Source organism: Streptomyces sp. NPDC020299, assembly GCF_044387825.1.
Lineage (GTDB): Bacteria > Actinomycetota > Actinomycetes > Streptomycetales > Streptomycetaceae > Streptomyces.
Window position 1 is genome coordinate 100,970 of the sequence record NZ_JBIRWL010000004.1, and the last position, 26,733, is coordinate 127,702.

At 69.9% G+C, this 26,733-nt stretch carries 22 protein-coding genes and 1 tRNA gene; 13 read left to right on the plus strand and 10 right to left on the minus strand.

Going from position 1 to position 26,733, the window contains the following annotated elements; genetic code table 11:
• Window positions 1–36: 36 nt before the first annotated feature.
• From ACH45E_RS11820 to ACH45E_RS11855, 8 genes are all read left to right on the plus strand, one after another.
• The gene (locus ACH45E_RS11820; RefSeq protein WP_361437195.1) at window positions 37–2,316 is read left to right on the plus strand and encodes an FdhF/YdeP family oxidoreductase; all 2,280 of its coding nucleotides are present in this window, start codon (window positions 37–39) and stop codon (window positions 2,314–2,316) included.
• A 48-nt stretch (window positions 2,317–2,364) separates the two neighbouring features.
• Window positions 2,365–2,853, plus strand: a complete 489-nt coding sequence (locus ACH45E_RS11825; protein WP_361437197.1) for a hotdog fold thioesterase — start codon at window positions 2,365–2,367, stop codon at window positions 2,851–2,853.
• 75 nt (window positions 2,854–2,928) lie between these two features.
• Entirely contained in the window at window positions 2,929–3,357 is a 429-nt protein-coding gene (locus ACH45E_RS11830; protein WP_361437199.1) for a hypothetical protein, read from the plus strand.
• A gap of 477 nt (window positions 3,358–3,834) precedes the next feature.
• Window positions 3,835–5,061 (plus strand): branched-chain amino acid ABC transporter substrate-binding protein, encoded by a 1,227-nt coding sequence (locus ACH45E_RS11835; RefSeq protein WP_399040521.1) that lies wholly within the window; start codon window positions 3,835–3,837, stop codon window positions 5,059–5,061.
• Window positions 5,062–5,190: 129 nt separating this feature from the next.
• The gene (locus tag ACH45E_RS11840) at window positions 5,191–6,120 is read left to right on the plus strand and encodes a branched-chain amino acid ABC transporter permease (RefSeq protein WP_361437201.1); all 930 of its coding nucleotides are present in this window, start codon (window positions 5,191–5,193) and stop codon (window positions 6,118–6,120) included.
• A 5-nt stretch (window positions 6,121–6,125) separates the two neighbouring features.
• Window positions 6,126–7,946: a branched-chain amino acid ABC transporter permease gene (locus ACH45E_RS11845; RefSeq protein ID WP_361437203.1), complete on the plus strand. Its 1,821-nt coding sequence runs from the start codon at window positions 6,126–6,128 to the stop codon at window positions 7,944–7,946.
• Entirely contained in the window at window positions 7,943–8,899 is a 957-nt protein-coding gene (locus ACH45E_RS11850; RefSeq protein ID WP_361437205.1) for an ABC transporter ATP-binding protein, read from the plus strand. The genes ACH45E_RS11845 and ACH45E_RS11850 overlap by 4 nt, the downstream gene beginning before the upstream one ends.
• Entirely contained in the window at window positions 8,896–9,612 is a 717-nt protein-coding gene (locus tag ACH45E_RS11855) for an ABC transporter ATP-binding protein (RefSeq protein ID WP_361437208.1), read from the plus strand. The genes ACH45E_RS11850 and ACH45E_RS11855 overlap by 4 nt, the downstream gene beginning before the upstream one ends.
• A gap of 99 nt (window positions 9,613–9,711) precedes the next feature.
• Here the strand turns inward: ACH45E_RS11855 and ACH45E_RS11860 are convergent, their stop codons facing one another.
• Window positions 9,712–10,368, minus strand: a complete 657-nt coding sequence (locus ACH45E_RS11860) for a response regulator (protein WP_361437210.1) — start codon at window positions 10,366–10,368, stop codon at window positions 9,712–9,714.
• A gap of 102 nt (window positions 10,369–10,470) precedes the next feature.
• Here ACH45E_RS11860 and ACH45E_RS11865 point away from each other — a divergent pair.
• A tRNA-Leu gene (locus tag ACH45E_RS11865) sits at window positions 10,471–10,545 on the plus strand.
• Window positions 10,546–10,651: 106 nt separating this feature from the next.
• Window positions 10,652–11,407 (plus strand): helix-turn-helix domain-containing protein, encoded by a 756-nt coding sequence (locus ACH45E_RS11870; protein ID WP_361437213.1) that lies wholly within the window; start codon window positions 10,652–10,654, stop codon window positions 11,405–11,407.
• 14 nt (window positions 11,408–11,421) lie between these two features.
• Here ACH45E_RS11870 and pyk read toward each other — a convergent pair whose 3' ends face one another.
• Both pyk and ACH45E_RS11880 read right to left on the minus strand, forming a co-directional pair.
• On the minus strand, window positions 11,422–12,852 hold the full coding sequence (pyk, locus tag ACH45E_RS11875) for a pyruvate kinase (protein WP_361437216.1): 1,431 nt from the start codon (window positions 12,850–12,852) through the stop codon (window positions 11,422–11,424).
• 136 nt (window positions 12,853–12,988) lie between these two features.
• Window positions 12,989–13,672, minus strand: a complete 684-nt coding sequence (locus tag ACH45E_RS11880) for an SIMPL domain-containing protein (protein ID WP_361437219.1) — start codon at window positions 13,670–13,672, stop codon at window positions 12,989–12,991.
• 149 nt (window positions 13,673–13,821) lie between these two features.
• Here ACH45E_RS11880 and ACH45E_RS11885 point away from each other — a divergent pair, with 149 nt between their 5' ends.
• Complete coding sequence (locus ACH45E_RS11885; RefSeq protein WP_361437222.1) at window positions 13,822–15,636, plus strand: 5'-nucleotidase C-terminal domain-containing protein; 1,815 nt, start codon at window positions 13,822–13,824, stop codon at window positions 15,634–15,636.
• A gap of 33 nt (window positions 15,637–15,669) precedes the next feature.
• On the opposite strand, the gene ACH45E_RS11890 is transcribed toward ACH45E_RS11885, so the two are convergent.
• Complete coding sequence (locus ACH45E_RS11890; protein ID WP_361437225.1) at window positions 15,670–17,082, minus strand: SidA/IucD/PvdA family monooxygenase; 1,413 nt, start codon at window positions 17,080–17,082, stop codon at window positions 15,670–15,672.
• Window positions 17,079–18,437: an aminotransferase class V-fold PLP-dependent enzyme gene (locus ACH45E_RS11895; RefSeq protein WP_361437227.1), complete on the minus strand. Its 1,359-nt coding sequence runs from the start codon at window positions 18,435–18,437 to the stop codon at window positions 17,079–17,081. Before ACH45E_RS11895 ends, ACH45E_RS11890 begins: the two co-directional genes overlap by 4 nt.
• 168 nt (window positions 18,438–18,605) lie before the next feature.
• On the opposite strand from ACH45E_RS11895, the gene ACH45E_RS11900 reads away from it, so the two are divergent.
• Window positions 18,606–19,154: a GNAT family N-acetyltransferase gene (locus ACH45E_RS11900; protein ID WP_361437229.1), complete on the plus strand. Its 549-nt coding sequence runs from the start codon at window positions 18,606–18,608 to the stop codon at window positions 19,152–19,154.
• 207 nt (window positions 19,155–19,361) lie between these two features.
• Here the strand turns inward: ACH45E_RS11900 and ACH45E_RS11905 are convergent, their stop codons facing one another.
• The 5 genes from ACH45E_RS11905 to ACH45E_RS11925 form a co-directional block, all read right to left on the minus strand.
• Window positions 19,362–20,195 (minus strand): NAD(P)H-binding protein, encoded by an 834-nt coding sequence (locus ACH45E_RS11905; RefSeq protein ID WP_361437231.1) that lies wholly within the window; start codon window positions 20,193–20,195, stop codon window positions 19,362–19,364.
• Between the two features lie 147 nt (window positions 20,196–20,342).
• Window positions 20,343–22,844 (minus strand): aminopeptidase N, encoded by a 2,502-nt coding sequence (gene pepN, locus ACH45E_RS11910; protein WP_361437233.1) that lies wholly within the window; start codon window positions 22,842–22,844, stop codon window positions 20,343–20,345.
• A 99-nt stretch (window positions 22,845–22,943) separates the two neighbouring features.
• Window positions 22,944–23,489 (minus strand): response regulator, encoded by a 546-nt coding sequence (locus ACH45E_RS11915; protein WP_361437235.1) that lies wholly within the window; start codon window positions 23,487–23,489, stop codon window positions 22,944–22,946.
• Between the two features lie 115 nt (window positions 23,490–23,604).
• Entirely contained in the window at window positions 23,605–23,955 is a 351-nt protein-coding gene (locus tag ACH45E_RS11920) for a chorismate mutase (RefSeq protein WP_361437237.1), read from the minus strand.
• A gap of 11 nt (window positions 23,956–23,966) precedes the next feature.
• Window positions 23,967–24,869, minus strand: coding sequence for an AraC family transcriptional regulator (locus tag ACH45E_RS11925; RefSeq protein ID WP_361438196.1), 903 nt, complete (start codon window positions 24,867–24,869; stop codon window positions 23,967–23,969).
• Between the two features lie 91 nt (window positions 24,870–24,960).
• On the opposite strand from ACH45E_RS11925, the gene ACH45E_RS11930 reads away from it, so the two are divergent.
• A complete protein-coding gene (locus ACH45E_RS11930; protein ID WP_361437239.1) occupies window positions 24,961–26,733 on the plus strand; it encodes a beta-galactosidase family protein in 1,773 nt (590 codons plus the stop codon).

Here is a 26,733-nt window from a genome sequence, read left to right on the forward strand (position 1 = left end):
CCTCACGGCACGAACGCAGTCGAAGAGGAGCGTGCGATGGCGACGAAGCCGCCCACGGGGGACCCGGTCCAGGACGCGCCGCAGGTCGAGGGGCCCAAGCACGCGGCGGCCGGACTGCCGGCCATCGGGCACACCCTGCGCATCGCCCAGCAGCAGATGGGTGTGAAGCGCACCGCGCTGACGCTTCTGCGGGTCAACCAGAAGAACGGCTTCGACTGCCCCGGCTGCGCCTGGCCCGAGGCGGACCACCGGCACAAGGCGGAGTTCTGCGAGAACGGCGCGAAGGCGGTGGCCGAGGAGGCCACCCTGCGCCGGGTCACCCCCGAGTTCTTCGCCGCGCACCCAGTCGCCGACCTCGCCCGCCGCAGCGGCTACTGGCTCGGCCAGCAGGGCCGTCTCACGCATCCCATGTACCTGCCCGAGGGCGGCGAACACTACGAGCCGGTCAGCTGGGAGCGCGCCTTCGGCATCATCGCCGAGGAGATCGCCACCCTCGCCTCCCCCGACGAGGCCGTCTTCTACACCTCGGGCCGCACCAGCAACGAGGCCGCGTTCCTCTACCAGCTGTTCGCCCGCGAACTCGGCACGAACAACCTGCCCGACTGCTCCAACATGTGCCACGAGTCGTCGGGCTCGGCACTGAACGAGACCATCGGCATCGGCAAGGGGAGCGTCCTGCTGGAGGACCTCCACAAGGCCGACCTGATCATCGTCGCCGGGCAGAATCCCGGCACGAACCACCCCCGGATGCTCTCCGCCCTGGAGAAGGCCAAGGCCGGCGGGGCGAAGATCATCAGCGTGAACCCGCTGCCCGAGGCGGGCCTGGAACGCTTCAAGAACCCGCAGACCCCCCAGGGCATGCTCCGGGGCGCCGCCCTCACCGACCTGTTCCTGCAGATCCGCATCGGCGGCGACCAGGCCCTCTTCCGCCTCCTGAACAAGCTGATCCTCCAGACGGAGGGCGCCGTCGACGAGGAGTTCGTCCGCGAACACACCCACGGGTTCGAGGAGTTCGACGAGGCCGCCCGCGCCGCCGACTGGGACGGCACGCTCACCGCGACCGGCCTCACCCGCGCGGAGATCGAAAAGGCCCTCGGCATGGTCCTGGCCTCCAAACGCACCATCGTCTGCTGGGCCATGGGCCTCACCCAGCACAAACACTCCGTGCCGACCATCCGCGAGGTGGTCAACTTCCTGCTGCTGCGCGGCAACATCGGCCGCCCCGGCGCGGGCGTGTGCCCGGTGCGCGGCCACTCGAACGTCCAGGGCGACCGCACGATGGGCATCTTCGAACGCCCCGCCCCCGCCTTCCTCGACGCCCTGGAGAAGGAGTTCGGCTTCGCACCCCCGCGCGAGCACGGCTTCGACGTCGTACGGGCCATCCGCGCGCTGCGCGACGGCGAGGCGAAGGTCTTCTTCGCCATGGGCGGCAACTTCGTCTCCGCCTCCCCCGACACCGAGGTCACCGAGGCGGCCATGCGCCGGGCCCGGCTGACCGTCCACGTGTCGACGAAGCTCAACCGCTCGCACGTGGTCACGGGCGCGCGTGCCCTGATCCTGCCGACCCTCGGCCGCACCGAGCGGGACCTGCAGAGCGGCGGCGAGCAGTTCGTGACCGTCGAGGACTCCATGGGCATGGTCCACGCCTCACGCGGCCGTCTGGAGCCCGCGAGCCCCCACCTGCTGTCCGAGCCGGCGATCGTGTGCCGCCTGGCGCGCCACGTGCTCGGCGAGGACAGCAAGGTGCCGTGGGAGGAGTTCGAGAAGGACTACGCCACCGTCCGCGACCGCATCGCGCGCGTGATCCCCGGCTTCGAGGACTTCAACACCCGTGTCGCCCGGCCCGGCGGCTTCGCCCTGCCGCACGCCCCGCGCGACGAGCGCCGCTTCCCGACGGCGACGGGCAAGGCGAACTTCACGGCGGCCCCGGTGGAGTACCCCGAACTGCCCGAGGGCCGCCTCCTGCTCCAGACGCTGCGCTCGCACGACCAGTACAACACCACGATCTACGGCCTGGACGACCGCTACCGGGGCATCAAGAACGGCCGCCGGGTCGTCCTCGTCAACCCCGAGGACGCGCGGAAGCTCGGTGTGGCCGACGGGGCGTACGTCGACCTGGTCGGCGAGTGGCAGGACGGCGTGGAGCGGCGGGCGCCCGGTTTCCGGGTCGTGCACTACCCGACCGCGCGGGGCTGCGCGGCGGCGTACTACCCGGAGACCAACGTCCTGGTCCCGCTGGACGCCACGGCGGACACCAGCAACACCCCGGCCAGCAAGTCCGTCGTCGTGCGTCTGGAACAATCGGCCACCGACTGAGCGTTTGCTCAGTCGACGGACGCAGGTACGACGAACGGAGCCGGGCCGATGGGTGAGCAGCAGCACGTGAAGTTCCCGCAGGAGGTCATCGACGAGTACGCCGCGCTCGGCATCGACCTCCTGGCGCTGTTCTCCGCCGGGCACCTCGGCACGCGGATGGGTGTGCAGATCACGGAGGCGTCGGCGGACCGGGTCGTCGGCACCATGCCGGTCGAGGGCAACACCCAGCCGTACGGGCTGCTGCACGGCGGCGCCTCCGCGGTACTGGCGGAGACCCTGGGCTCGGTGGGCTCGATGCTGCACGGCGGCAGCTCGAAGATCGCCGTCGGCGTCGACCTGAACTGCACCCACCACCGCGGAGTGCGCTCCGGCCTCGTCACCGGCGTGGCCACCCCCGTACACCGGGGCCGGACGACGGCGACGTACGAGATCGTGATCAGCGACGAGGAGGGCCGGCGGGTGTGCACGGCGCGGCTGACCTGTCTGCTGCGGGACGCGCGACCCGGCGACGGGGCCCATGTGCGCGCCGCCGACTGACCCAGACCGACGCCGGCAACCAACCGCGGGTGCCCGGCAGTTGATGTCAGGCACCCGGCCGCATAGCGTCGAGACATGGCTAGGGGACGGGCCGCCGCGCCGGGGGCGGCACTCGGATTCGGGCTCGGGCTGGTACTCCTGACGGGCCCCCTGGCCGCCGGATGCGCAGGCTCCGGCACCGCGGACGGGGCGGCGGCCCGGACCAGCCCGGCGGCCGCCACCGGCACGCCCTCGCCCCGTACCACGTCGCCCGAGGAACTGTGCACGCGGATCGTCGCGTACTGGTCGCGCAGGCAGCTCAAGGAGGACACCGTCGGCGACTACCAGGAGATGGGCCTGTCCGACGGCCAGTACGACATCCTTCGAGACGTCGTCGACGCCGCCCGCGCCGAACTCGCACACGCCGACACCGACGCGGCCGACCGACTGATCGACCGCAAGGCACGCGAGGGCTGCGACAACTGGTACCGAACGGGCGGCCCGAGCAAGGGCCCTTGGGGATGAGCGACGATCTTGTCACGGAACGCAGGAATGCGCCGGCGAATGCCCGCCCCTCTCCCCCAGGCGTAACTCTGCGTAATACGCGCGCAATGAAAACCACGCGCGTCAACTCCGCTGCCCCCACCGCCCACACCGTCCCCGAAAGCCGCCCTGGTCGCCCGCGGCAACAAGTCCACGTCATCACCAAAACAGTTCGACGCTACTGAAAACACGAGCGCGCGTCCTGCGGGTTCTCACCATGCGGACAGGGCGAATCGGCTGGAATTCCACGCATCCCCCCACCCAGTACCGCTCTGCATTACGTCGTGTCATAACAAGAGCGTCACAGCCTTGGTCAGACACTCCTCCACGTTCCCCGCACACGCTTAGAGTCACGGCCAGTCACCGCGCCACGCGATTCACAGCCGGCCACAGGGCCACGGCGCCGGACTCGGTGCGTTCCACGGGGAGCCGCCGCGCGCCAGGGAAAGGACCTGATTCGTGCGTCAACGTTCGATCATCGCCATCACCGCCGCACTCGCGGCGGGATCGCTGACACTCACCGCCTGTGGGTCGCGCGATGACAAGGGCAGCAGCAGCGGCGACAAGACCACGGTTGTGATCGGTGTCGACGCTCCCACCACCGGCGACCTCTCGGCCCTCGGCCTCGGCATCAAGAACTCCGCCGACCTGGCCGCCAAGACGGCCAACAAGCAGGGGTTCGTCAAGGGCGTCGAGTTCAAGGTCGAAGCCCTCGACGACCAGGCCCAGCCCTCCGTCGGCCAGCAGAACGCCACGAAGTTCATCAACGAGAAGGACGTCCTCGGCGTCGTCGGCCCGCTGAACTCCAGCGTCTCGCAGCAGATGCAGAAGCCGCTCAACGACGCCGGCCTCACCCAGGTCTCCCCCGCTAACACGGGCACCGAACTCACCCAGGGCGACGGCTGGAAGACCAACAACCGGGTCCGCCAGTTCAAGACATTCTTCCGCACCGCCACCACGGACGAGATCCAGGGCGCCTTCGCGGCCGACTACCTCTACAACCGCGCCAAGATCAAGAAGGTCTACCTGATCGACGATCAGAAGACCTACGGCGCGGGCCTCGCCGCCTCCTTCAAGACGAACTTCACCAAGCTCGGCGGCAAGATCGTCGGCGCCGACCACGTCAACCCCGACGACCGCGACTTCAACGCCATCGTCGCCAAGGTCAAGAAGACCGGCGCCCAGGCCCTCTACTACGGCGGCGAGTACCCGGCCGCCGCCCCCCTGAGCCAGCAGCTCAAGGACAGCGGCCAGAACATCCCCCTCATGGGCGGCGACGGCATCTACTCCGGCGACTACCCCAAGCTCAACAAGAAGGCCGAAGGCGACCTCGCCACCTCCGTCGGCAAGCCCGTCGAGCAGCTCCCCTCCGCCAAGACGTTCATCGCGAACTACAAGAACGCCGGCTACAAGGACGCCTACGAGGCCTACGGCGGCCTCACCTACGACGCCACCTGGTCCATCATCGAGGCCGTCAAGCTCGCCGTCGAAGGCAACAGCGGCAAGCTCCCCTCCGACGGCCGCAAGGCGGTCCTGGAGGCCATGAGCAAGGTCAAGTTCGACGGCGTCACCGGCACCATCTCCTTCGACCAGTACGGCGACACCACCAACCACACCATGACCGCGTACAAGATCACGAGCAACGCGTGGAAGCCGGAGTACAGCGGGGTGCCCAAGATCGGCTGAGCGAGGAAAGAACACCGGTCGAAAAAACACCGGTTCCTCACCACTGCACACATTGATCAGGCCGCGCGGGAGTGCCCACCAGCGCTCCCGCGCGGCGCCGTATCCGAACCACTCCACGGAGGCCCTGCGGTGAACGAACTGCCGCAACAGCTGGCCAATGGACTCATCCTCGGCGCGATGTACGGACTCATCGCGATCGGCTACACGATGGTCTACGGCATCGTCCAGCTCATCAACTTCGCCCACGGCGAGATCTTCATGGTCGGGGGCTTCGGGGCCCTCACCGTCTGGCTCTGGCTGCCCAAGGACTTCGCCCTGGGCCTCGCCATCCCCCTCATGATCCTCGGCGGCGTCATCGTCTCCGTCGGCGTCGCCACCGCGGCGGAACGCTTCGCCTACCGCCCCCTGCGCAACGCACCCCGCCTGGCACCCCTCATCACCGCCATCGGACTGTCCATCGTCCTCCAGCAGATCGTCTGGAAGTGGTACCCGGACGCCAAGAAGGACCGCCCCTTCCCCCAGTTCGACGGCGGACCCTTCGACGTCTTCGGCGCCAACATCCAGCGCGGCGACCTCTTCGTCATCATCGCCGCCCCCCTCTGCATGTTCGCCCTCGGCCTCTTCGTCACCAAGACCCGCTCCGGACGCGGCATGCAGGCCACCGCCCAGGACCCGGACACCGCCAAACTCATGGGCATCAACACCGACCGCATCATCGTCATGGCCTTCGCCATCGGCGCCGCGTTCGCCGCCATCGCCGCCGTCGGCTACGGCCTCCACAACGGCCAGGTCGGCTTCCGCATGGGCTTCCTCATGGGCCTCAAAGCCTTCACCGCGGCCGTCCTCGGCGGCATCGGCAACATCTACGGCGCCATGCTCGGCGGCCTCGTCCTCGGCGTCGCCGAATCCCTCGCCATCGGCTACATCGGCGACATCCCCGGCATGGACCTCTTCGGCGGCGGCGCCTGGAAGGACGTGTGGGCCTTCGTCCTCCTCATCCTCGTCCTGCTCGTGAGACCACAAGGCCTCCTCGGCGAACGCGTCGCGGATCGGGCGTGATACCCATGACCACCAAAACACCCACCGAGACCCCGGACAGCACCAACCCGCCCACCCAGGCGACCCCGTTGATCCCGCTGCCCCCGGCCATCGCCCGCATCACCACCATCGCCGGCTCCGCCGTCGCACTCGTGGGCACCTTCCTCGCCTGGACCTGGACCGCCGAATTCCCCGGCGACCTCACCGTCACCGGCTACCCCGGCGGCCTCCAGGTCCTCACCCTCATCGGCTCGATCCTCACCCTGCTCTTCGCCCTGTCGGGCTACGGCATCCGAGGACTCGGCTGGCTCACCCCAGGCGGCACCAACAGCCCCGTCGTCCTCCTCGCCCTCGGCACCTTCGGCACCACCGGCTACGCCATCGGCGCCATCAGCGACGAACTCGGCGGCCTCGTCAATCTCGAACCCGGCGCCTGGGTCTCCGGCATCGGCTCCCTCATCGCCGTCATCGCCGCCTTCGGCCTCCCCGTCGACCAGCCGTACGACGAAAGCGACCCCAACCCCGGCATCTGGGGCAGGTTCCGCCACTCCCTCACCGCCCCCGAACCCGGACGCGCCAAGGAACTCCCCTCCTGGGCCGAGATCCTCATCATCGCCGCCGGCTTCGGCACCGGCCTGTACGTCTTCTCCTACGGCATCGGCACCGACTACTCCGAACTGTTCGTCGGCTTCCTCATCATCGCCGGCTTCGGATTCACCGCCGTCACCCGCGCCGGCCTCCTCAAGCGGCTGTCGGCCCTCACCGCCAAACACCGCAGCGTCACCGTCGCCGCCGCCTTCGCCGCCGCGATCTGCTTCCCCTTCACCCAGTCCAACGACCAGTACGCCCTCATCGGCGCCAACATCCTGATCTTCGCGACCGTGGCCCTCGGCCTCAACGTCGTCGTCGGACTGGCCGGACTGCTCGACCTGGGATACGTCGCCTTCCTCGGCGTCGGCGCCTACGCCGCCGCCCTGGTCTCCGGCTCCCCCCAGTCCACCATCGGCGTCCACTTCCCGTTCTGGGCCGCCGTCCTCACCGGCGCCCTCGCCTCACTGATCTTCGGCGTGGTCATCGGCGCCCCCACCCTGCGGCTGCGCGGCGACTACCTCGCCATCGTCACCCTCGGCTTCGGTGAGATCTTCCGCATCACCATGAACAACCTGAACGGGAACAGCGGCCCCGACGTCACCAACGGCTCCAACGGCATCCCGAACATCCCCGACCTGGAGATCTTCGGCTACAACCTCGGCATCCCCCACGACGTCCTCGGCCACCAGCTCACCCGCTCCGCCAACTACTACCTGCTGATGCTCCTGTTCACGGCCGTCGTCGTGACCGTCTTCCGCCGCTCCGCGGAATCCCGCATCGGCCGCGCCTGGGTCGCCATCCGCGAAGACGAGACCGCCGCCACCGCCATGGGCATCAACGGCTTCCGCCTCAAACTCCTCGCCTTCGCCCTCGGCGCCTCCCTCGCCGGCTTCGCCGGCACCGTCCAGGCCCACGTCTCCTACAGCGTCACCCCCGAGCAGTACCAGTTCGCCGGCTCCGTACCCCCCAACTCCGCCTTCCTCCTCGCCGCCGTCATCCTCGGCGGCATGGGCACCATCAGCGGACCCCTCATCGGCGCCTCCCTGCTCTACCTCATCCCGGCCAAACTCCAGTTCATGGCGGACTACCAGCTCCTCCTCTTCGGCATCGCGCTCATGCTCCTCATGCGCTTCAGGCCCGAAGGCCTCGTCGCCGACCGCAGGAAACAGCTCGAATTCCACGAAACCGGACAACTGGACGTACCCGAAGACACGGAACTGCCAGAGACCACCGGCGTCGCCAAGGCAGGTGCGTGACCGACATGACCACCACCACAACCGCAACCGCCACCACGGTCCTCGACGCCAGCGACGTCACCATGCGCTTCGGTGGCCTCACCGCCGTACGCTCCGTCGACCTCACCGTCAACAGCGGCGAGATCGTCGGCCTCATCGGACCCAACGGCGCAGGCAAAACCACCTTCTTCAACTGCCTCACCGGCCTCTACGTCCCCACCAGCGGCACCGTGAAGTACAAGGGCACCGTCCTGCCGCCCAAACCCCACCTCGTCACCCAGGCCGGCATCGCCCGCACCTTCCAGAACATCCGGCTCTTCGCCAACATGACCGTCCTGGAAAACGTGCTCGTCGGACGCCACACCAGAACCAACGAAGGCCTCTGGTCCGCACTCCTGCGCCTCCCCGGCTTCAAGAAAGCCGAAGCCGAATCCCGCGAACGCGCCATGGAACTCCTCGAGTTCACCGGCCTCGCCGCCAAAGCCGACCACCTCGCCCGCAACCTGCCCTACGGCGAACAGCGCAAGCTCGAAATCGCCCGCGCACTCGCCAGCGAACCCGGCCTGCTGCTCCTCGACGAACCCACCGCGGGCATGAACCCCCAGGAGACCCGGGCCACCGAGGAACTCGTCTTCGCCATCCGCGACAAGGGCACCGCCATCCTCGTCATCGAGCACGACATCCGGTTCATCATGAACCTCTGCGACCGCGTCGCCGTGCTCGTCCAGGGCGAGAAGATCGTCGAAGACAGCGCCGAAGTCGTCCAGGCCGACGAACGCGTCATCGCCGCCTACCTCGGCACACCCTTCGAGGGCGCGCCCGGTACGGAGGAGGCCGCCGAGGTCGAGGCCGCGGAGGCCGGGGCTGCGGAGGCCGGGGCTGCGGAGGCCGGGGCCGCCGAGGCCGAGACCTCCGAGGCCGCGGAGGCCGAGGCCACCGAGGCGCAGAGCACCGCAGAAGGAGACGCCAAGTGACCGCACTGCTCGAGGTCGAAGACCTCAGGGTCGCCTACGGCAAGATCGAAGCCGTCAAGGGCATCTCGTTCAAGGTCGAGGCCGGCGAGGTCGTCACCCTCATCGGCACCAACGGCGCCGGGAAGACCACCACCCTCCGGACGCTCTCCGGCCTCCTCCAGCCCCTCGCCGGACAGATCAAGTTCGACGGCAAGACGCTGAACAAGATCCCCGCCCACAAGATCGTCTCGCTGGGGCTGGCCCACTCCCCCGAAGGCCGGCACATCTTCCCCCGCATGACCATCGAGGACAACCTCCGCCTCGGCGCCTTCCTCCGCAACGACAAGGACGGCATCGAAAAGGACATCGAACGCGCCTACGAGCTCTTCGCCATCCTCGGAGAACGGCGCAAGCAGCCCGCGGGCACCCTCTCCGGCGGCGAACAGCAGATGCTCGCGATGGGACGCGCCCTGATGTCCCGGCCCAAACTGCTCATGCTCGACGAGCCCTCCATGGGCCTCTCCCCGATCATGATGCAGAAGATCATGGCCACCATCCAGGAACTCAAGGCCGCCGGCACCACCATCCTGCTCATCGAGCAGAACGCCCAGGCCGCACTGTCCCTGGCCGACCACGGCCACGTCATGGAGGTCGGCAAGATCGTCCTCTCCGGCAGCGGGCAGGACCTGCTGCACGACGAGTCCGTACGCAAGGCGTACCTCGGCGAGGACTGAACCGACCGAGGCACGTAGAGCGTATGTGCGTATACACGACGAGGCCCGCGCCCGTTTCTCCGGGGCGCGGGCCTCGCCGCGTGTATGTGGAGCGGTCGGTCAGCCCTTGGCCGACTTCTTCTCCTCGCTGTCCGCGATGACCGCCTCCGCGACCTGCTGCATCGACATCCGGCGATCCATGGAGGTCTTCTGGATCCAGCGGAACGCGGCCGGCTCGGTCAGCCCGTACTCCGTCTGAAGAACCGACTTCGCCCGGTCCACCAGCTTGCGCGTCTCCAGTCGCAGCGTGAGGTCGGCGACCTCCTTCTCCAACTCCTTCAGCTCCGTGAAGCGCGAAACGGCCATCTCGATCGCCGGAACGACATCGCTCTTGCTGAACGGCTTCACCAGGTACGCCATGGCGCCCGCGTCCCGGGCCCGCTCGACCAGGTCGCGCTGGGAGAAGGCGGTGAGCATCAGCACGGGGGCGATGGATTCCTCGGCGATCTTCTCCGCCGCCGAGATGCCGTCCAGCTTCGGCATCTTCACATCGAGGATGACCAGGTCCGGCTTGTGCTCGCGGGCCAGCTCCACGGCCTGCTCCCCGTCACCGGCCTCGCCTACGACGGTGTACCCCTCCTCCTCCAGCATCTCTTTGAGATCGAGCCGGATCAGGGCCTCGTCCTCGGCGATGACGACACGGGTCGTCAGCGGAGGCACGTGCGACTTGTCGTCTTCGGGCACGTCTACGGGCTGGGGCGACTCGGGGGCGGTCACGCAGGGCTCCTCGTTCAGGGGCGGGGGTACTGCTGACAAGAGCGTACCTAGCTGCGGTATGGTGGTCAGGCAGCGGGTCGAGGTCAACCTTCGATTCCTTGGGCCCCGGTAGCCCAATCGGTAGCAGGCGATGCTCTCAAACAGCATACAGTGTGGGTTCGAATCCCACCCGGGGCACTTTTCCTTCGATTCCGAGGTTCCAGAAAGAAAGCGGATGTCCACGTTCCCGTGAACATCCGCTTTTTGCTGCGTGTCGCCGCGATCACTCTCACAGAGTGGCCGCATGTACGACATCAGCACACGCAAGCAAGCCCTCGCCCTGGTCACCCAAGGCCGCAGCCTCAACTCGGTGAGCCGCGAGACCGGCATCTCACGCGCCGCGATCCGCTCGTGGCAGGACCGCCTTGAGCCGCTGCCCCGCATGGCGTCGCCGGACCCGGGGCCGCCCTCAGACGACCACGCGTATGCCTACTTGCTTGGCCTCTATCTCGGTGATGGGTGTATCAGCCCTCACCCGCGCAGTGGCTACTACCTCAGAATCGCGTGCGCCGATGCGTGGCCCGGGCTCATGCAGCAGTGCCGCGAGGCCATCACAAAAGTGCGCCCCGGCGTAGGCGTCTCCACGCTTCAGAAGCAGGGCTGCGCGACAGTGACCAGCTATTCCCCGCACTGGCCTCGGCTGTTCCCCCAGCACGGCCCCGGCAAGAAACATCAACGTCGCATCGTCCTCGAACCCTGGCAACAGGACATCGTCGACGCCCACCCCTGGGAGTTCATCCGCGGCCTCATCCACTCAGACGGCTGCCGCATCACCAACTGGACCGAGAAGGTCATTGCCGGTGAGCGCAAGCGCTACGAATACCCGCGGTACTTCTTCACCAACGTCTCCGAGGACATCCGCCGTCTGTACACCGACACCCTCGACAAACTCGGCGTCGAGTGGACGCAGTGCACACGCAACGGAACCCCCTTCAACATCTCTGTCGCCCGCAAAGCCTCCGTAGCCCTGATGGACATCCACGTGGGCCCCAAGCACTGAAAGGGCCCGCCAGGTCAGCAGTCGTCCTCGCCGATGTGGTGCACCCGCACCATGTTCGTCGAGCCGGAGACCCCGGGCGGTGAGCCGGCCGTGATGACCACGGTGTCGCCCGGGCGGCAGCGGCCGTACCGCAGGAGCAGTTCATCCACCTGGTCGACCATCGCGTCGGTGGAGCCGACGTCCGGCACCAGGAAGGTTTCGGCGCCCCAGGTCACGGCGAGCTGGGACCGGGTCGCCGGTTCCGGGGTGAAGGCCAGGAGGGGGATCGGCGAGCGGTAGCGGGAGAGGCGGCGGGCGGTGTCGCCCGACTGGGTGAAGGCGACGAGGAACTTGGCGCCGAGGAAGTCGCCCATCTCCGCGGCGGCGCGAGCGACGGCGCCGGCCTGGGTGCGGGGCTTGTTGCTTTCGGTGAGCGGCGGGAGGCCCTTGGCCAGGAGGTCTTCCTCGGCGGCCTCGACGATCTTGGACATGGTGCGGACCGTCTCGACGGGGTACTTGCCCACGCTGGTCTCGCCGGAAAGCATCACGGCATCGGTGCCGTCGATGACCGCGTTGGCGACGTCGGAGGCCTCCGCTCGGGTCGGGCGGGAGTTGTCGATCATCGAGTCCAGCATCTGGGTGGCGACGATCACCGGCTTGGCGTTGCGCTTGGCCAGTTTGACCGCGCGTTTCTGGACGAGGGGGACCTGTTCGAGGGGCATCTCGACGCCTAGGTCGCCGCGGGCGACCATGATGCCGTCGAAGGCGGCGACGATGTCCTCGATGGCGTCGACGGCCTGCGGTTTCTCCACTTTGGCGATCACCGGGAGGCGGCGGCCCTCTTCGTCCATGATCCGGTGGACGTCCTCGATGTCCTTGCCGCTGCGGACGAAGGAGAGGGCGATGACGTCGAAGCCGGTGCGCAGCGCCCAGCGCAGGTCGGCTTCGTCTTTTTCGGAGAGGGCGGGGACGGAGACGGCGACGCCGGGGAGGTTGAGGCCCTTGTGGTCGGAGATGATGCCGCCTTCGACGACGGTGGTGCGGATGCGGGGGCCGTCGACGGCGGTGACTTCGAGGCAGACCTTGCCGTCGTCGACGAGGACGCGTTCGCCGGGGGTGACGTCGTCGGCGAGGCCGGGGTAGGTGGTTCCGCAGTGGTGGCGGTCGCCTTCGGCGTCGGGTTCGACGGTGATGGTGAAGGTGTCGCCGCGTTCAAGGAGTACGGGGCCTTCGGTGAAGTGGCCGAGTCGGATCTTCGGGCCCTGAAGGTCGGCGAGGAGTCCGACGCTGCGCCCGGTCTCGTCGGTGGCCTTTCGTACGTGGTGGTAGCGCTCCTCGTGCTCGGCGTATCCGCCGTGGCTGAGGTTGAATCGGGCTACGTCCATTCCGGCGTCGACCAGTGCCTTGATCTGGTCGTATGTGTCGGTGGCGGGCCCAAGAGTACAAACAATTTTCGCTCGGCGCATGTATCGAGCCTAGGCCTTACCCGCGGGTAGAGATTCGGTGGGGCGTGACTACTCAACGTCCTTTGGATGAAGGGTTGTTGACAAGTGTTGAATTGTGCGGCAGGGCGCTCCGATGAGCATTTTTTTGAATTCCTCCTCACAGCCGTGGTGGCGCCATCGTGAATTGCGCGCTGACCTGAGCGCTGACGCGGAGGCGATCGGGTTCCAGGTCGAGTGGTTCGGGGGGTTCGGCGGTGTTGGCGAGGGAGGCGCGGCGGACGCCGCGTTCGAAGGGGGCGCGGGCGGAGCGGGGGCGGTCGGTGCCGGTGTCGGCGAGTTCGATGAGGGCGGCGACGGTGGTGCCGAGGGCGGTGGCGTATTCGTGGGCGCGTCGGACGGCTTCTCGTACTGCTTGCTGTCGGGCTTGGCGGTGTACGGGTGAGTCGGGGCGCAGGAGCCACCAGGGCCCGTCGACGCGGGTGAGTTCCATGTCGGCGAGGCGGGTGGCGAGTTCGGCGAGGACGGTGAAGTCGGTGAGGTCGGCGGTGAGGTGGACGCGGCCGTGGTAGGCGTGGACGCGTTCGCCTCGGCCGCGTTCGCTGAGTTCTGGGGTGATGGAGAAGGCGCCGGTGGAGAGGCGTTCGACGGTGTCGCCGTAGGACTTGATCAGGTCGAGTGCGGTGGTGTTGCGGTGGGTGAGGTCGTCGAGGGTGGTGCGTCGGTCGCGGCCGCGGGCGGTGACGGTGATGCTGATGCGGGCGATCTCGGGTTCGACTTCCAGTTCGGCTTCGCCGCGGACGACCAGGAGGGGGGCGTCCGGGGTGCCGTGGGGGGTGGCCATACGTCCTACTCTGTCAGGTCTTTCCCGCTTGTGGGGCGGGAGTTGACCGGTTAGGTCACCAGATCGAAACCTGCTGTATCTGTTGCGGCAAGTCATGAACGGGTCAGAATCTACGCGCGTCGTTGACCATTTCCCGAGGGGATCGAGACATGCCGTTGAACCGCCGGAAGTTCCTGAAGAAGTCCGCCGCGACCGGGGCGGGGGTGGCGATCGCCGGCGCGGCGGCGGCTCCGTCGGCGGAGGCGGCGGAAGCGAAGAAGCCCGGGAAGCAGCCGAAGCAGCCGAAGCGGTATTCGCTCACCGTCATGGGCACGACGGACCTGCACGGCCATGTCTTCAACTGGGACTACTTCAAGGACGCGGAGTACTCCGACAAGGCGGGCAACGCGATGGGCCTGGCCCGTATCTCGACCCTGGTGAACCAGGTGCGCGAGGAGCGGGGCCGCCGCAACACCCTGCTGCTGGACGCGGGCGACACGATCCAGGGCACCCCGCTGACGTACTACTACGCGAAGGTGGATCCGATCACCGCCAAGGGTGGTCCGGTGCATCCGATGGCGCAGGCGATGAACGCGATCGGCTATGACGCGGCGGCGCTGGGCAACCACGAGTTCAACTACGGGATCGAGACGCTGCGGAAGTTCGAGCATCAGCTCCGCTTCCCGCTGCTGGGTGCGAACGCGCTGGACGCGAAGACGCAGAAGCCCGCGTTCCCGCCGTACTTCATCAAGAAGTTCCATGTGCACGGCGCCCCGCCGGTGAAGGTCGCCGTCCTGGGTCTGACGAACCCGGGTATCGCGATCTGGGACAAGGCGTTCGTGCAGGGGAAGCTGACCTTCCCGGGTCTGGAGGAGCAGGCGGCGAAGTGGGTGCCGAAGCTGCGTTCGATGGGTGCGGACGTCGTGGTGGTGTCGGCGCACAGCGGGTCCTCGGGTACCTCGTCGTACGGTGACCAGGTGCCGTACGTGGAGAACGCGGCCGCCAACGTCGCCAGGCTGGTGCCGGGTATCGACGCGATCCTGGTGGGGCACGCGCATGTGGAGATCCCGGAGCTGAAGGTCGTCAACGAGGCGACCGGCAGGACGGTCGTGCTGTCGGAGCCGCTGTGTTTCGCCGAGCGGCTCACGCTGTTCGACATCGAGCTGGTGTTCGGCAAGGGCGGGTGGGAGGTGGAGTCGGTTTCCGCTTCGCTGCGGAACTCGGGCTCGGTCGCCGACGACCCGAAGATCACCAAGCTGCTGTCGGACGAGCACGCGAAGGTCGTCGAGTACGTCAACCAGGTCGTGGGTTCCGCGACCGCGACCCTGACCACGGTCGAGGCCCGCTACAAGGACGCCCCGATCATCGATCTGATCACGAAGGTCCAGGAGGACGTGGTCAAGGCGGCGCTGGCGGGCACCGGGTACGCCTCGCTGCCGGTGGTCGCGCAGGCCTCGCCGTTCTCCCGGACCTCTGAGATTCCGGCCGGCGATGTGACGATCCGGGATCTGTCCAGCCTGTATGTGTACGACAACACGCTGGTCGCGAAGCTGATGACGGGCGCGCAGCTGCGGGCTTACCTGGAGTTCTCGGCGGAGTACTTCGTGCAGACGGCCGCCGACGCGGTGGTCGACGTGGAGAAGCTGACGAACGCGAACGGCCGTCCGGACTACAACTACGACTATGTCTCGGGGTTCCAGTACGAGATCGACATCGCGCAGGCGGCCGGTTCGCGGATCAAGAACCTGACCTTCAACGGTGCCGCTCTGGATGACGCGCAGCAGTTCGTGCTGGCGGTGAACAACTACCGGGCCAATGGTGGCGGTGCGTTCCCGTTCGTCGCTTCGGCCAAGGAGTTGTGGTCGGAGTCGACGGAGATCCGTACGCGGATCGCGGAGTGGGTGACCGCGAAGGGTGTGCTGGATCCGAAGGACTTCGCGTCGGTGGACTGGAAGCTCACGCGGAACGGCACGGCTGTCTTCTAGTGGGCCTGGAACCCCCGCCGTGGGCGGGGGTTCCTATCGGCCGTCGACGAGGGGGACGAGGGTGCTGGTGGGTCTGCGGGTGTCGGGGACGTGGGGGTGGCGGTCGAGGCCGAAGGTGGTGAAGGCGGTGCGGGCGGGCAGGGGGTAGGGGTCCTTGCCGGTGAGGGTGTTGAGGATGGTGGCGCTGCGCCAGGCGGCGAGGCCGAGGTCGGGGGCGCCGACGCCGTGGGTGTGGAGTTCGGCGTTCTGTACGTAGACCGTTCCGGTGACGGAGGGGTCGAGGACCATGCGGAAGTGTTCGTCGACTCGGGGGCGTTCGCCGCTGTCGCGGCGCAGGTAGGGGTCGAGGCCGGCGAGGAGTTGGCCGAGGGGGCGTTCGCGGTAGCCGGTGGCGAGGACGACGGCGTCGGTGGTGAGGCGGGAGCGGGTGCCCTGCTGGACGTGTTCGAGGTGGAGTTCGATTTTGCTGGTGGCGATGCGTCCGGCGGTGCGGACGTGGACGCCGGGGGTGAGGACGGTGTCGGGCCACCCGCCGTGCAGGGTGCGCTGGTAGAGCTCGTCGTGGATGTCGGCCATGGTGTCGGCGTCGATGCCCTTGTGGAGCTGCCACTGGTTGGTGACGAGCCGGTCGCGGGTGGGCTGGTCGAGGGCGTGGAAGTAGCGGGTGTAGTCGGGGGTGAAGTGCTCCAGGCCGAGTTTTGAGTACTCCATGGGTGCGAAGGACTCGGTGCGGCCGATCCAGTGGAGTCGCTCGTGGCCGGCGGGGCGGTGGCGGAGCAGGTCGAGGAAGACTTCGGCGCCGGACTGTCCGGAGCCGACGACGGTGACGTGGCCGGCGGCGAGGATGGTGTCGCGGTGGTCGAGGTAGTCGGCGGCGTGGACGACGGGGACGCCGGAGGCTTCGACGAGGGGTTTCAGCGGGTCCGGTACGTGGGGGGCGGTGCCGACGCCGAGGACGATGTTCCTGGTGTGGGTCCGGCCGGGGGCCTCGGTCTCCGCGTCGGTGCCGAGACGGGTGAACTCGACTTCGAAGACCTCGCGTTCGGGGTTCCAGCGGACGGAGTCGACCTGGTGGGAGAAGCGCAGTCCGGGGACGTGCTGGGAGACCCAGCGGCAGTAGGCGTCGTATTCGGCGCGCTGGATGTGGAAGCGCTCGGCGAAGTAGAAGGGGAAGAGCCGGTCGCGGGCTCTGAGGTAGTTGAGGAAGCTCCAGGGGCTGGCGGGGTCGGCGAGGGTGACGAGGTCGGCGAGGAAGGGGACCTGGATGCGTGCGCCGTCGATGAGCAGGCCGGGGTGCCAGTCGAAGCCGGGGCGTTGTTCGTAGAAGACGGCGTCGAGTTCGGCGAGTGGGTGGGCGAGGGCGGCGAGGGAGAGGTTGAACGGTCCGATGCCGATGCCGACCAGGTCGCGTGGTGCTTCGGGCTCGTGGCGTGGGGGGATGGTCATCTGGGGGTGGTTCCTTCCACGAGTTTCAGGAGGTGGGCCAGGTCGTCGGGCCCGGTGTGGGGGTTGAGGAGGGTGGCCTTGAGCCAGAGGCGGCCGTCCGTGCGGGCCCGGCCGAGGACGGCGCGGCCGTCCTGGAGGAGTCTGCGGCGTACGTCGGCGACGGTGTCGTCGGTGGCGCCTGAGGGGCGGAACAGGACGGTGCTGATGACGGGCCGGTCGTGGAGTTCGAAGCCGGGGTGGTCGTGGATGAGGGCGGCGAACTGCCGGGCGCGGGCGCAGACCTGGTCGACGAGGGCGCCGATGCCGGTGCGGCCGAGGGTCTTGAGGGTGACGGCGATCTTGAGGATGTCCGCGCGGCGGGTGGTGCGCAGGGAGCGGCCGAGCAGGTCGGGGTGGCCGGCTTCGGTGTCGTCGTCGGCGTTGAGGTAGTCGGCGCGCTGGTCGAGGGCGGCGAGGTCGCGGGGGCGGGCGACGGCGAGGAGGCCGGCGGCGATCGGCTGCCAGCCGAGTTTGTGAAGGTCGAGGGCGACGGTGTGGGCGGCTTCGAGTCCGGCGAGTCTTTCCCGGTGGCGGTCGCTGAAGATCAGGGCTCCGCCGTAGGCGGCGTCGATGTGCAGGCGGGCGCCGTGGGCGGCGCAGAGGCCGGCGATCTCGGGCAGCGGGTCGATGAGGCCGGCGTCGGTGGTGCCGGCGGTGGCGGCGACGAGCAGCGGGCGGGGCAGGCGGGTGAGGGCTTCGTCGAGGGCGGCGGGGTCGAGGGTGCCGGCGGGTGCGGGGACGACGACGGGGTCGGGCAGGCCGAGGAGCCAGGCGGCGCGGGGCAGGGAGTGGTGGGCGTTGGCTCCGCAGACCAGTTGGACGCTGCCGCCGTGTGCCTCGCGGGCGAGCAGGAGGGCGAGTTGGTTGGCTTCGGTGCCGCCGGTGGTGACGAGGGCGTCGGCGAGGCCGATCTCGTGGGCGAGGGCGCGGGTGACGAGGGCTTCGAGGGCGGAGGCTGCGGGGGCCTGGTCCCAGGAGTCGAGGGAGGGGTTGAGGGCGTTCGCGGCGAGGTCGGCGGCGGTGGCGACGGCGAGGGGCGGGCAGTGCAGATGGGCGGTGCACAGCGGGTCGGCGGGGTCGGCGGAGCCTGCGGCGAGGGCGTGTACGAGGGTGCGCAGGGCGTCGGGTTCGCCGTCGTGGGGCAGGATGTCGCCGACGGCGTCGGTGATGCGGGCGGTGATGGCTTGCGGGCCGCCTTCGGGCAGGGGGCCGCCGCGGGAGCGGCCGCCTTCGCGCAGGGCGTCGAGGACGGTGTCGAGCAGTGGGCGCAGGGCCGCGGGGCCGTCGGGTCCTGAGGCGAGGGGCGGCGTGCTCATGGGCTCTCCTCCGGGGCGCGGGCGAGGGGGCATCCGCAGCGGTGGTTCCGGCTTGTACGCGGATGGGGCTGCGCATCCGGAAAGTTCAACGAGCGGGCCCGGAAGTGGGTACTCCCGTGCGGGGAAAACGTGTTGGGGTCATACAGGAGGGTGGGTGACGTCGGTCGGATGGTTGACGTGTGGAGGGTGGACGTGCCCGGTGAGCGGGTGGTGGTGCGGGAGCCGGTCCCGGCGGACGAGGCGCCGCTGCTGGCGCTGTTCGAGGCGTGCGAGGACTGGTTCGTGGCCGCGACGGGGCTGCCGTCGGCGCCCGGTGATGTGCAGAGCCTGTTCTACTCGCTGCCGGAGGGGGCCCGCCCTCAGGACAAGGTGCTCCTGGTCGTGGAGCGGGGCGGGGTGGTGACGGGCGTGGTGGACGCGGTTCGGGACCACCCGGAGCCGGGTGCGGTGTCGGTGGGCCTGTTCCTGCTGGCGCCGTGGGCCCGTGGCCGGGGCCTGGGCCGGGCGGTGGCCGGGTCGCTGCTCGCGCGCGCGGAGGGTGTCACCCGGGTGCGGGCGACGGTCCCGCCCGGCTGGCGGCCGGGCGAGGGGTTCCTGGAGCGGCTCGGTTTCGTGCTGGAGGAGGAGTCGGCGGTGGGCGCGGAGGTGGGCAACCGGCGGGCGGGACCGGGTGAGCGGGGTGTGCGGCGGGCGGAGCTGCGCGTCGGCCGGGGCTGACGCGCCGGCCGGCGCCCGTTCGGCTGCGGGAGTCGTGGCGGTGCGGGCCGGGGACGCCGGTGGCGGCCGGCGGTGCCGTCCGCGCGCACCGCGGGTGGCCGCCGACCGCCCTGCCGATGGCGGTAGGCCGCTGGGCGTGGCCGACGGCCTCGGGGCCGCTGGGGCGGTGGACGGTGCCCTGGTGGCGCGCCGGGTGCGCCGGCCCGGTCAGCTTCGGAAGTCGTCCGCGTGGTCCTGGGCCCACTGGGTGAAGGTGCGGGCGGGGACGCCGGTGATCTTCTCGACGGTGGTGGTGATCTCCGGGGTGACGCCCACGGTGGCCGCGAAGGTCTTCAGGAGGCCGTGCAGGAAGTCCGGGGGAACGTTCGGGAACAGTTCGGGGCCGATCTCCTCGGGCGGTGCCTCCACGAACCGCAGGTCGCGGCCGGTCGCCCGGCCGATCGCGTCGATCTGCTGGGCGTTGGTGACGGCTTCGGGGCCCGTGAGGCGGTGGGCCGCGCCCTCGTGGCCGGCGTCGAGCAGGGCGCGTTCGGCGACGGCGGCGATGTCGTCCTCGTGGATGGGGGCGGTGGCCATGTCCGCGTAGACGCCACGGACGGTGTCCGAGGCGCGGATCTGGGGAGCCCACTGCAGGGCGTTGGTGGCGAAGGCGCCGGGTCGCAGGAAGGTCCACTCGAGGCCGCTGTCGCGGATCTGGCGTTCCGCGGTGGCGTGCATGACGTGGATGGGGTGGGTCTCGTCGGCGCCTTCCTGGATGATGGCGGAGGAGAGCAGCACGACGTGCCGGACGCCGGCTTTGCGGGCCGCGTCGAGGAGGGCGTCGGTCCGGCCGCCGCCCGCCTGCACGTAGAGGAACAGTTTCGATGTGCCTTCGAACAGGGCGGCGCCCTCGTCGGGGCTGTACCGCACCACTTCCGCGCCCTGTGGCAGTGCGGCCCGTCGCGGGTCGCGGGTGAGTGCCCGTACGGGCCGGCCGGCGGCGACGAGTCGTTCCACCAGGGCACGGCCGACGTTGCCGGTGGCGCCGGTGACTGCGATCACGGTTTCTCCTCGGATGCTGGGGCCGATCGTCCTGGGCTCTGGCGAGCCTAGGCAGGACGACCGGCCCGCCGCATCGTCGGGAGGGACCAGACGTGCACTACGTCGCCGGTCCTAGGGCCCTAGGACCGGTCGTGTGCGTGGCGGGCTTCAGGGCCGGTCGTGTGCCTGGCGTACGCGCAGCGCGCGGGCCAGGTCGTCGAGTTCGTCGGCGAGTTTGCGGCGCAGGGCGGTGACCGGGGCGGCGTCGCGCAGACAGGCCTCGCCGAGGCGGAGGTTCTCGGTGTCGACGGCGTGGGCGGGGAAGGCGAGGCGGCCGGTGGCGATGGCGATGGCGGGGCCGCGGCGGGCGGCCAGGGCGGGCGCGTCCTGGTAGTAGCGGGGCACGTACTCGCGTACCAGGTCGGCTTGTTCGGGCTGCCAGAAGCCGTGGGCGGTGGCCGCGAAGAGGTAGTTGGAGAGGGTGTCGTCGGTGAACATCGCCTCCCAGGCGCGGCGTTTGGCCTCGGGGTCGGGCAGGGCGGCCCGGCAGCGGGCGGCGCCCTCCTGGCCGCTGGCGCTGGGGTCGCGTTCCAGCTCGGCGGCGATGGTGGCCTCGTCGGTGGCGCCGAGGACGGCGAGCCGGGTCAGGATGCGCCAGCGCAGTTCGGGGTCGAGTTCCGGGCCGCCGGGCACGGTGCCGTCGGCGAGCCAGGCGGCGATGGTGTCGGGGTGGGCGGCGACGTCGATGTAGTGGCGTACGGCGACCAGGCGGAGGCCGGGGTTGTCGCCGTCCTCGGTGCGGCGGATGAGGTCGCGGCACAGTGCGGTGAGGGTGGCCAGGGCGGCGGGGCGTTCCTCGGGGCTGAGGTAGCGGTCGGCGACCTGGGTGGAGGCGAAGGTGAGCGCGCCCTGGACCAGGGCGAGGTCGGTCTCGTGCGGGAGGTGGGTGCGGGCGGTGTCCAGGTAGGTGGCGGGCGGGAGTTCGCCGTCGCGGACGGCGTCCCTGAGGGCGTTCCACACCACGGTGCGGGTGAGTGGGTCGGGCAGGCCGGACAGGCTGGTGCGCACCGCTTGGAAGGTCTCGGGGTCGAAGCGGACCTTGGTGTAGGTGAGGTCGCCGTCGTTGAGGACGAGCAGCGCGGGGCGTTTGCCGATGGGCTTGGGGTCGGTCTGCGGGACGTCGACGTCGATGCGTTCGCGCAGGGTGAGCCGGCCTTCGTCGGCGAGGCCCTGGTCGTAGAGGCCGACGGAGATCCGGTGCGGGCGGCTGCCGGTGCGTTCGACGGTGAGGGCGCAGGTGGCGCCGTCGGTGGTCAGCCGGGGGGTGAGGGTGTCGACGCCGGTGGTGCGCAGCCAGGCGTCGGCCCAGGCGTGGACGTCGCGTTCGGTGTTGGCGGCGAGGGAGTCGATGAAGTCGGCGAGGGTGGCGTTGGCGAACTTGTGGCGGGCGAAGTGGGTGTTGATGCCGGCGAGGAAGTCCTTCTCGCCGAGCCAGGCGACGAGTTGGCGCAGGGCGGAGGCGCCCTTGGCGTAGGAGATGCCGTCGAAGTTGAGCAGGGCGGCGGCGGTGTCGTCGACGGCTTCGGGGGCGACGGGGTGGGTGGTGGGGCGCTGGTCGGCGTCGTAGCCCCAGGATTTGCGGACGACGCCGAACTCGACCCAGGGTTCGGTGAAGCGGGTTGCTTCGAGGGTGGTCTGGTAGCCCATGAACTCGGCGAAGGACTCGTTGAGCCAGATGTCGTCCCACCACTTGAGGGTGACGAGGTCGCCGAACCACATGTGGGCCATCTCGTGGGCGATGACCATGGCGCGGGTCTGGCGTTCGGTGTCGGTGACGGCGGAGCGGTAGACGAACTTGTCGGCGAAGGTGACCAGGCCGGGGTTCTCCATGGCGCCGGCGTTGAACTCGGGGACAAAGGCCTGGTCGTAGGAGTCGAAGGGGTAGGGCTCGTCGAATTTCTCGTGGTAGCGGTCGAAGCACGCTCGGGTGATGTCGAGGATCTCGTCGGCGTCGGCGTCGAGGTGGGGGGCGAGTGAGCGGCGGCAGTGGATGGCGAAGGGCAGGCCGCGGTGTTCGGTGCGTACGGAGTGGAAGGGGCCGGCGGCGACGGCGACGAGGTAGGTGGGCAGGGGCGGGGTGGGGGCGGCCTGCCAGCGGCCGTCGCCGAGGTGTTCGGTGATGCCGTTGGCGAGTACGGTCCAGCCGTCGGGGGCCTTGACGGTCAGTTCGAAGACGGCTTTGAGGTCGGGCTGGTCGAAGGCGGCGAAGACGCGCTGTACGTCTTCCATGAAGAGCTGGGTGTAGAGGTAGGTCTCGCCGTCGGTGGGGTCGGTGAAGCGGTGCATGCCTTCGCCGGTGCGGGAGTAGCGCATCGTGGCGTCGACGCGCAGTTCGTGCTCGCCGGGGGTGAGGTCCTTCAGGGGGAGCCGGTCCTGGTCGAGGGTTTCCGGGTCGAGGGGTTGTCCGTCGAGGGTGACGGAGCGCAGCTCGGCGGGCTTGATCTCGACGAAGGTGTCCACGGTGGCGTTGTCCGGTCGCACGGTGAACCGGATGACGCTGCGCGATGCGAAGGTCTCGTCCCCGGTGGTCAGGTCGAGGTCGATCGTGTAGCGGTGGACGTCGAGGAGCTGGGCACGTGTCTGCGCTTCGTCGCGCGTCAGTACGGACATGCACGACATGCTGCCTGATGTCGCTGACACGGCACAGGGGCGGATCGGTACGCGCGTTATGTCCGGTCCGCGCCGGGGGGTGGGGGGCGTGCGCGGGGGTCAGGGCCGGTCGCGGCCCGCGCCGGTGGGGTGGGCGTCGCGCTGGGGTGGGACGTGGGTGCCGGGGTGGGGCAGGGAGGGGTGTGCGGTGTGGTCCTGGGGCCGGGTGGGGTCCTTGACCAGGGCGCGCAGTTCGCGGATCTCCTGTTCGAGGGCGAGGCGGTGCTGGTGGGTGTCGTAGAGGTAGCGGACCTTGGTGCGCAGGGCCCAGGGGTCGACGGGTTTGAGGACGAGGTCGGCGACGCCGAGGGCGAAGGCGCTGGCGGTCAGTTCCTGGTCGGGGCCGAAGCCGGTGAGCAGGATGACGGGTATGTGCTGGGTCTGTTCCAGGCGGCGCAGGTAGCGCACGACGTCGAGGCCGCTGACGCCGGGCATGCGCACGTCGAGCAGCAGGAGGCCGACCTGGCCGCGCAGGACCTGTTTGAGCGCCTCGTCGCCGCTGGTGGCACGGCCGAGCCGGTAGCCCAGCGGGGCGAGGGCGCTCTCGAGCGCGTACAGGGTGTCCTTGTGGTCGTCGACGATGAGGATCTTGGCATCCGACAGCATGGCCCGACGTCCCTCCCACGTGGACAACCAGCTTACGTCCCGGTACTGACACCGGGTGCTCGCCGGTTGACGATGCGTGCGCGGCGGTGGTCCGGCCGGGTGCGCCTGTGGGTGGTCAGCCGGCGTTGGGTGCCTGGTGGTTGACGGTGTCCTCGGCGATGCGCTCGTGGTGCCTGATCACTTCGGCGATGATGAAGTTCAGGAATTTCTCGGCGAACGCCGGGTCGAGCTTGGCGTTCTCGGCGAGGCTGCGCAGCCGGGCGATCTGCCGGGCCTCGCGGGCCTGGTCGGCCGGTGGGAGCTGGTGGACGGCCTTGAGCCGGCCCACCTGCTGGGTGGCTTTGAATCGTTCGGCGAGCATGTGCACGATGGCCGCGTCGATGTTGTCGATGCTGTCGCGCAGCCGCTCGAGTTCCTCGCGGACGGACGGGTCGACGGCACCGGTACCGGTGTTGCTGGTGGTCATGGGTGTCAACCCTAAGGGGCGGGCGCCGTCGGTGTCGGTGGACTGTCCGGGGGCGGGTCGTCGCGGTCACGGGGGGCGGCGGGCGCTCCCCCTGCCTGTGCGCGGCCCTGCTGGGCGCGGAAGCGGACGGGGGCGAGGCCGACGCGGCGGGTGAACAGGCGGGAGAAGTAGGCCGGGTCGTCGTAGCCGACGCGGCGGGCCACGGCGGCCACGGGGAGGTCGGTGGCCGCCAGGAGTTCCTTGGCGCGGCCCAGGCGGATGCCGAGCAGGTAGTCCTTGGGGCTGCGTCCGGCGCCGCGGCGGACGGCGGCGCGCAGTTCGGCGGGGGTCATGCCGTGCCGGGCGGCGTGCTCGGCGACGGTCATGGGGGTGCAGGCGTCCCGGGCCAGGGCCTGGAGGACGTCGTCGCCGTCGGGGGCGAGGCCGGCGCGGGCGCGGCGCAGGGCGACGAGGAGTTCGTGGACGGCGGCGGCGGTCTCGACCTCCAGCAGGGGGTTGTCGCGGCGGGAGGCGCGGGCGATGCGGCCGATGACGGCGCGGGGGCCGGTGGCGTCCGCGAGGGGCACGACGGGCCGGTCGGGTTCGATGTGGCCGAGTTCGGTGTAGGTGGCGGTGGCGGGCCCGGTGAAGTCGACGAATGCCTCGTCCCAGCCGGTCGCGGGGTCGGGTGCGTAGTGGTGCGGCACGCCGGGGGTGAGCCAGAGCAGTGCGGGCGCGGTGACGGTGGTGCGGCGTCCGTCGGGGGTGCGGTACCAGCCGCTGCCGGCGCTGATCAGGACGGCGACGTGGTGGTCGAGGGTGCGTGGTCCGACGGCGGGCAGGGTGCCGTGCTGGAGGCCGACGCCGAGGCAGACGAGGCCGAGGCGGTGGTGGACCGGGCTGGGGCTGAAGTACCGCATCCAGGTGTGGTACATGGCGGAGCGCTCCTTCCCCGCGTCGTTTCCGTCCAAGTAGAGCCGATCTTTGTCCATGGCGTTGGTCGCCGCCAGGGGCGAGGGTGGGCGCATGAGCGAGTTCACTGTGGGGGACACGGATTTCCTGCTGGACGGGCGGCCGGTGCGGTTGCTGTCCGGGGCGCTGCACTACTTCCGGGTGCACGAGGAGCACTGGCGGCACCGGCTGGCGCTGCTGCGCGCGATGGGCCTCAACTGCGTGGAGACGTACGTCCCGTGGAACCTGCACGAGCCGCGTCCCGGCAGTTTCCGGGACGTGGGGGCGCTGGGTCGCTTCCTGGACGCGGTGCGGGAGGCGGGCCTGTGGGCGATCGTGCGGCCGGGCCCGTACATCTGTGGTGAGTGGGAGAACGGCGGGCTGCCGCACTGGCTGACGGGCGAGCTGGGCACGCGCGCGCGTACGCGTGATGAACGTTATCTGGCTCATGTGGACCGGTGGTTCCGCCATCTGCTGCACGAGGTCGTGCCCCGGCAGCTGGAGCGCGGCGGACCGGTGATCATGGTGCAGGTCGAGAACGAGTACGGCAGCTACGGCTCCGACGAGGTCTACTTGCGGCAGCTGGCCGACCTGCTGCGCGCGGAGGGGGTGACGGTGCCGCTGTGCACCTCGGACGGGCCCGAGGACCACATGCTCTCCGGTGGTTCGGTGCCGGGTGTCCTGGCCACGGTGAACTTCGGCTCCCGCGCGCGTGAGGCGTTCGCGACGCTGCGCCGGCACCGTCCCTCGGGGCCGTTGATGTGCATGGAGTTCTGGTGCGGCTGGTTCGACCGCTGGGGCGGCGAGCACGCGGTGCGGGACGCGGGGGACGCGGCGCGGAGCCTGCGGGAGATCCTCGAGTGCGGTGCCTCGGTGAACCTGTACATGGCGCACGGCGGCACGAGCTTCGCCGGCTGGGCGGGCGCCAACCGGGGCGGTGGCGACATGCACGAGGGGTCTTTGGAGCCGGACGTGACGTCGTACGACTACGACGCGCCGATCGACGAGTACGGGCGCCCCACGGCGAAGTTCTGGGCGTTCCGCGAGGTCCTCGCCGCCCACCACCCGGGCCCGCTGCCCGAACTGCCCGAGCCGCCGGCGTCGTTGGGTGCTCCGGCGGAGGTGGGGCTGTCGGGTCGGGCGTCCTTGGGGGAGGTGCTGGACGCGCTCGGTGGTCCGGAGAGCGTCGGTGGTGTGCCGCCCACCTTCGAGGAGCTCGATGTCGACCGGGGGCTGGTCCGCTACGAGGTGACCGTGCCGGGCCCGAGGCAGCCGTACCCGCTCACGCTGCGCGGTCTGCGGGACCTGGCGGTGGTGTACGTCGACGGGGAGCGGGCCGGGGTGCTCACCGAGGAGGAGCCCGTGCTGGAGAAGCCGGTCGCCGGGCACGCGCGCGTGGAGGCGTGGGTGGAGTCGCTCGGCCGGGTCAACTACGGGCCCCGCAGCGGCGAGCCCAAGGGCGTCACCGGGGGCGTCCAGCACGAGCGGCAGTATCTGCACGGGGTACGCGCGCGTGGGCTGCGGCTGGACGCCTTCGACGACGGCGTCGACAGGTTGCCCTTCGGTGAGCTGCCCGGCGACGGCGCCCCCGGGCTGTACCGGGGCACCGTCACGGTCCGCGGTGCCGGGGACGCGCGGGTGGAACTGCCGGGCTGGACCCGCGGGTTCGTCTGGATCAACGGCTTCGGTCTGGGCCGCTACTGGTCCGTGGGCCCCCAGCGCTCGCTGTTCGTCCCCGGCCCGGTGCTGCGGGAGGGGGAGAACGAGGTGTGGGTGCTGGAGCTGGAGGGGACCGGGCCGGGTGCGTGCGCCGTGCGTCTGAGCGCTCCGCCGCGGCCCGCCGCATAG

Excerpts from the sequence above, each read along its gene's own strand:
- ACH45E_RS11820 (WP_361437195.1), top strand. The coding sequence starts at position 37 with ATGGCGACGAAGCCGCCCACGGGGGACCCGGTCCAGGACGCGCCGCAG.
- ACH45E_RS11825 (WP_361437197.1), top strand. The coding sequence starts at position 2,365 with ATGGGTGAGCAGCAGCACGTGAAGTTCCCGCAGGAGGTCATCGACGAG.
- ACH45E_RS11830 (WP_361437199.1), top strand. The coding sequence starts at position 2,929 with ATGGCTAGGGGACGGGCCGCCGCGCCGGGGGCGGCACTCGGATTCGGG.
- ACH45E_RS11845 (WP_361437203.1), top strand. The coding sequence starts at position 6,126 with ATGACCACCAAAACACCCACCGAGACCCCGGACAGCACCAACCCGCCC.
- ACH45E_RS11870 (WP_361437213.1), top strand. The coding sequence starts at position 10,652 with ATGTACGACATCAGCACACGCAAGCAAGCCCTCGCCCTGGTCACCCAA.
- pyk (WP_361437216.1), bottom strand. The coding sequence starts at position 12,852 with ATGCGCCGAGCGAAAATTGTTTGTACTCTTGGGCCCGCCACCGACACA.
- ACH45E_RS11880 (WP_361437219.1), bottom strand. The coding sequence starts at position 13,672 with ATGGCCACCCCCCACGGCACCCCGGACGCCCCCCTCCTGGTCGTCCGC.
- ACH45E_RS11885 (WP_361437222.1), top strand. The coding sequence starts at position 13,822 with ATGCCGTTGAACCGCCGGAAGTTCCTGAAGAAGTCCGCCGCGACCGGG.
- ACH45E_RS11890 (WP_361437225.1), bottom strand. The coding sequence starts at position 17,082 with ATGACCATCCCCCCACGCCACGAGCCCGAAGCACCACGCGACCTGGTC.
- ACH45E_RS11895 (WP_361437227.1), bottom strand. The coding sequence starts at position 18,437 with ATGAGCACGCCGCCCCTCGCCTCAGGACCCGACGGCCCCGCGGCCCTG.
- ACH45E_RS11900 (WP_361437229.1), top strand. The coding sequence starts at position 18,606 with ATGGTTGACGTGTGGAGGGTGGACGTGCCCGGTGAGCGGGTGGTGGTG.
- pepN (WP_361437233.1), bottom strand. The coding sequence starts at position 22,844 with ATGTCCGTACTGACGCGCGACGAAGCGCAGACACGTGCCCAGCTCCTC.
- ACH45E_RS11915 (WP_361437235.1), bottom strand. The coding sequence starts at position 23,489 with ATGCTGTCGGATGCCAAGATCCTCATCGTCGACGACCACAAGGACACC.
- ACH45E_RS11920 (WP_361437237.1), bottom strand. The coding sequence starts at position 23,955 with ATGACCACCAGCAACACCGGTACCGGTGCCGTCGACCCGTCCGTCCGC.
- ACH45E_RS11925 (WP_361438196.1), bottom strand. The coding sequence starts at position 24,869 with ATGTACCACACCTGGATGCGGTACTTCAGCCCCAGCCCGGTCCACCAC.
- ACH45E_RS11930 (WP_361437239.1), top strand. The coding sequence starts at position 24,961 with ATGAGCGAGTTCACTGTGGGGGACACGGATTTCCTGCTGGACGGGCGG.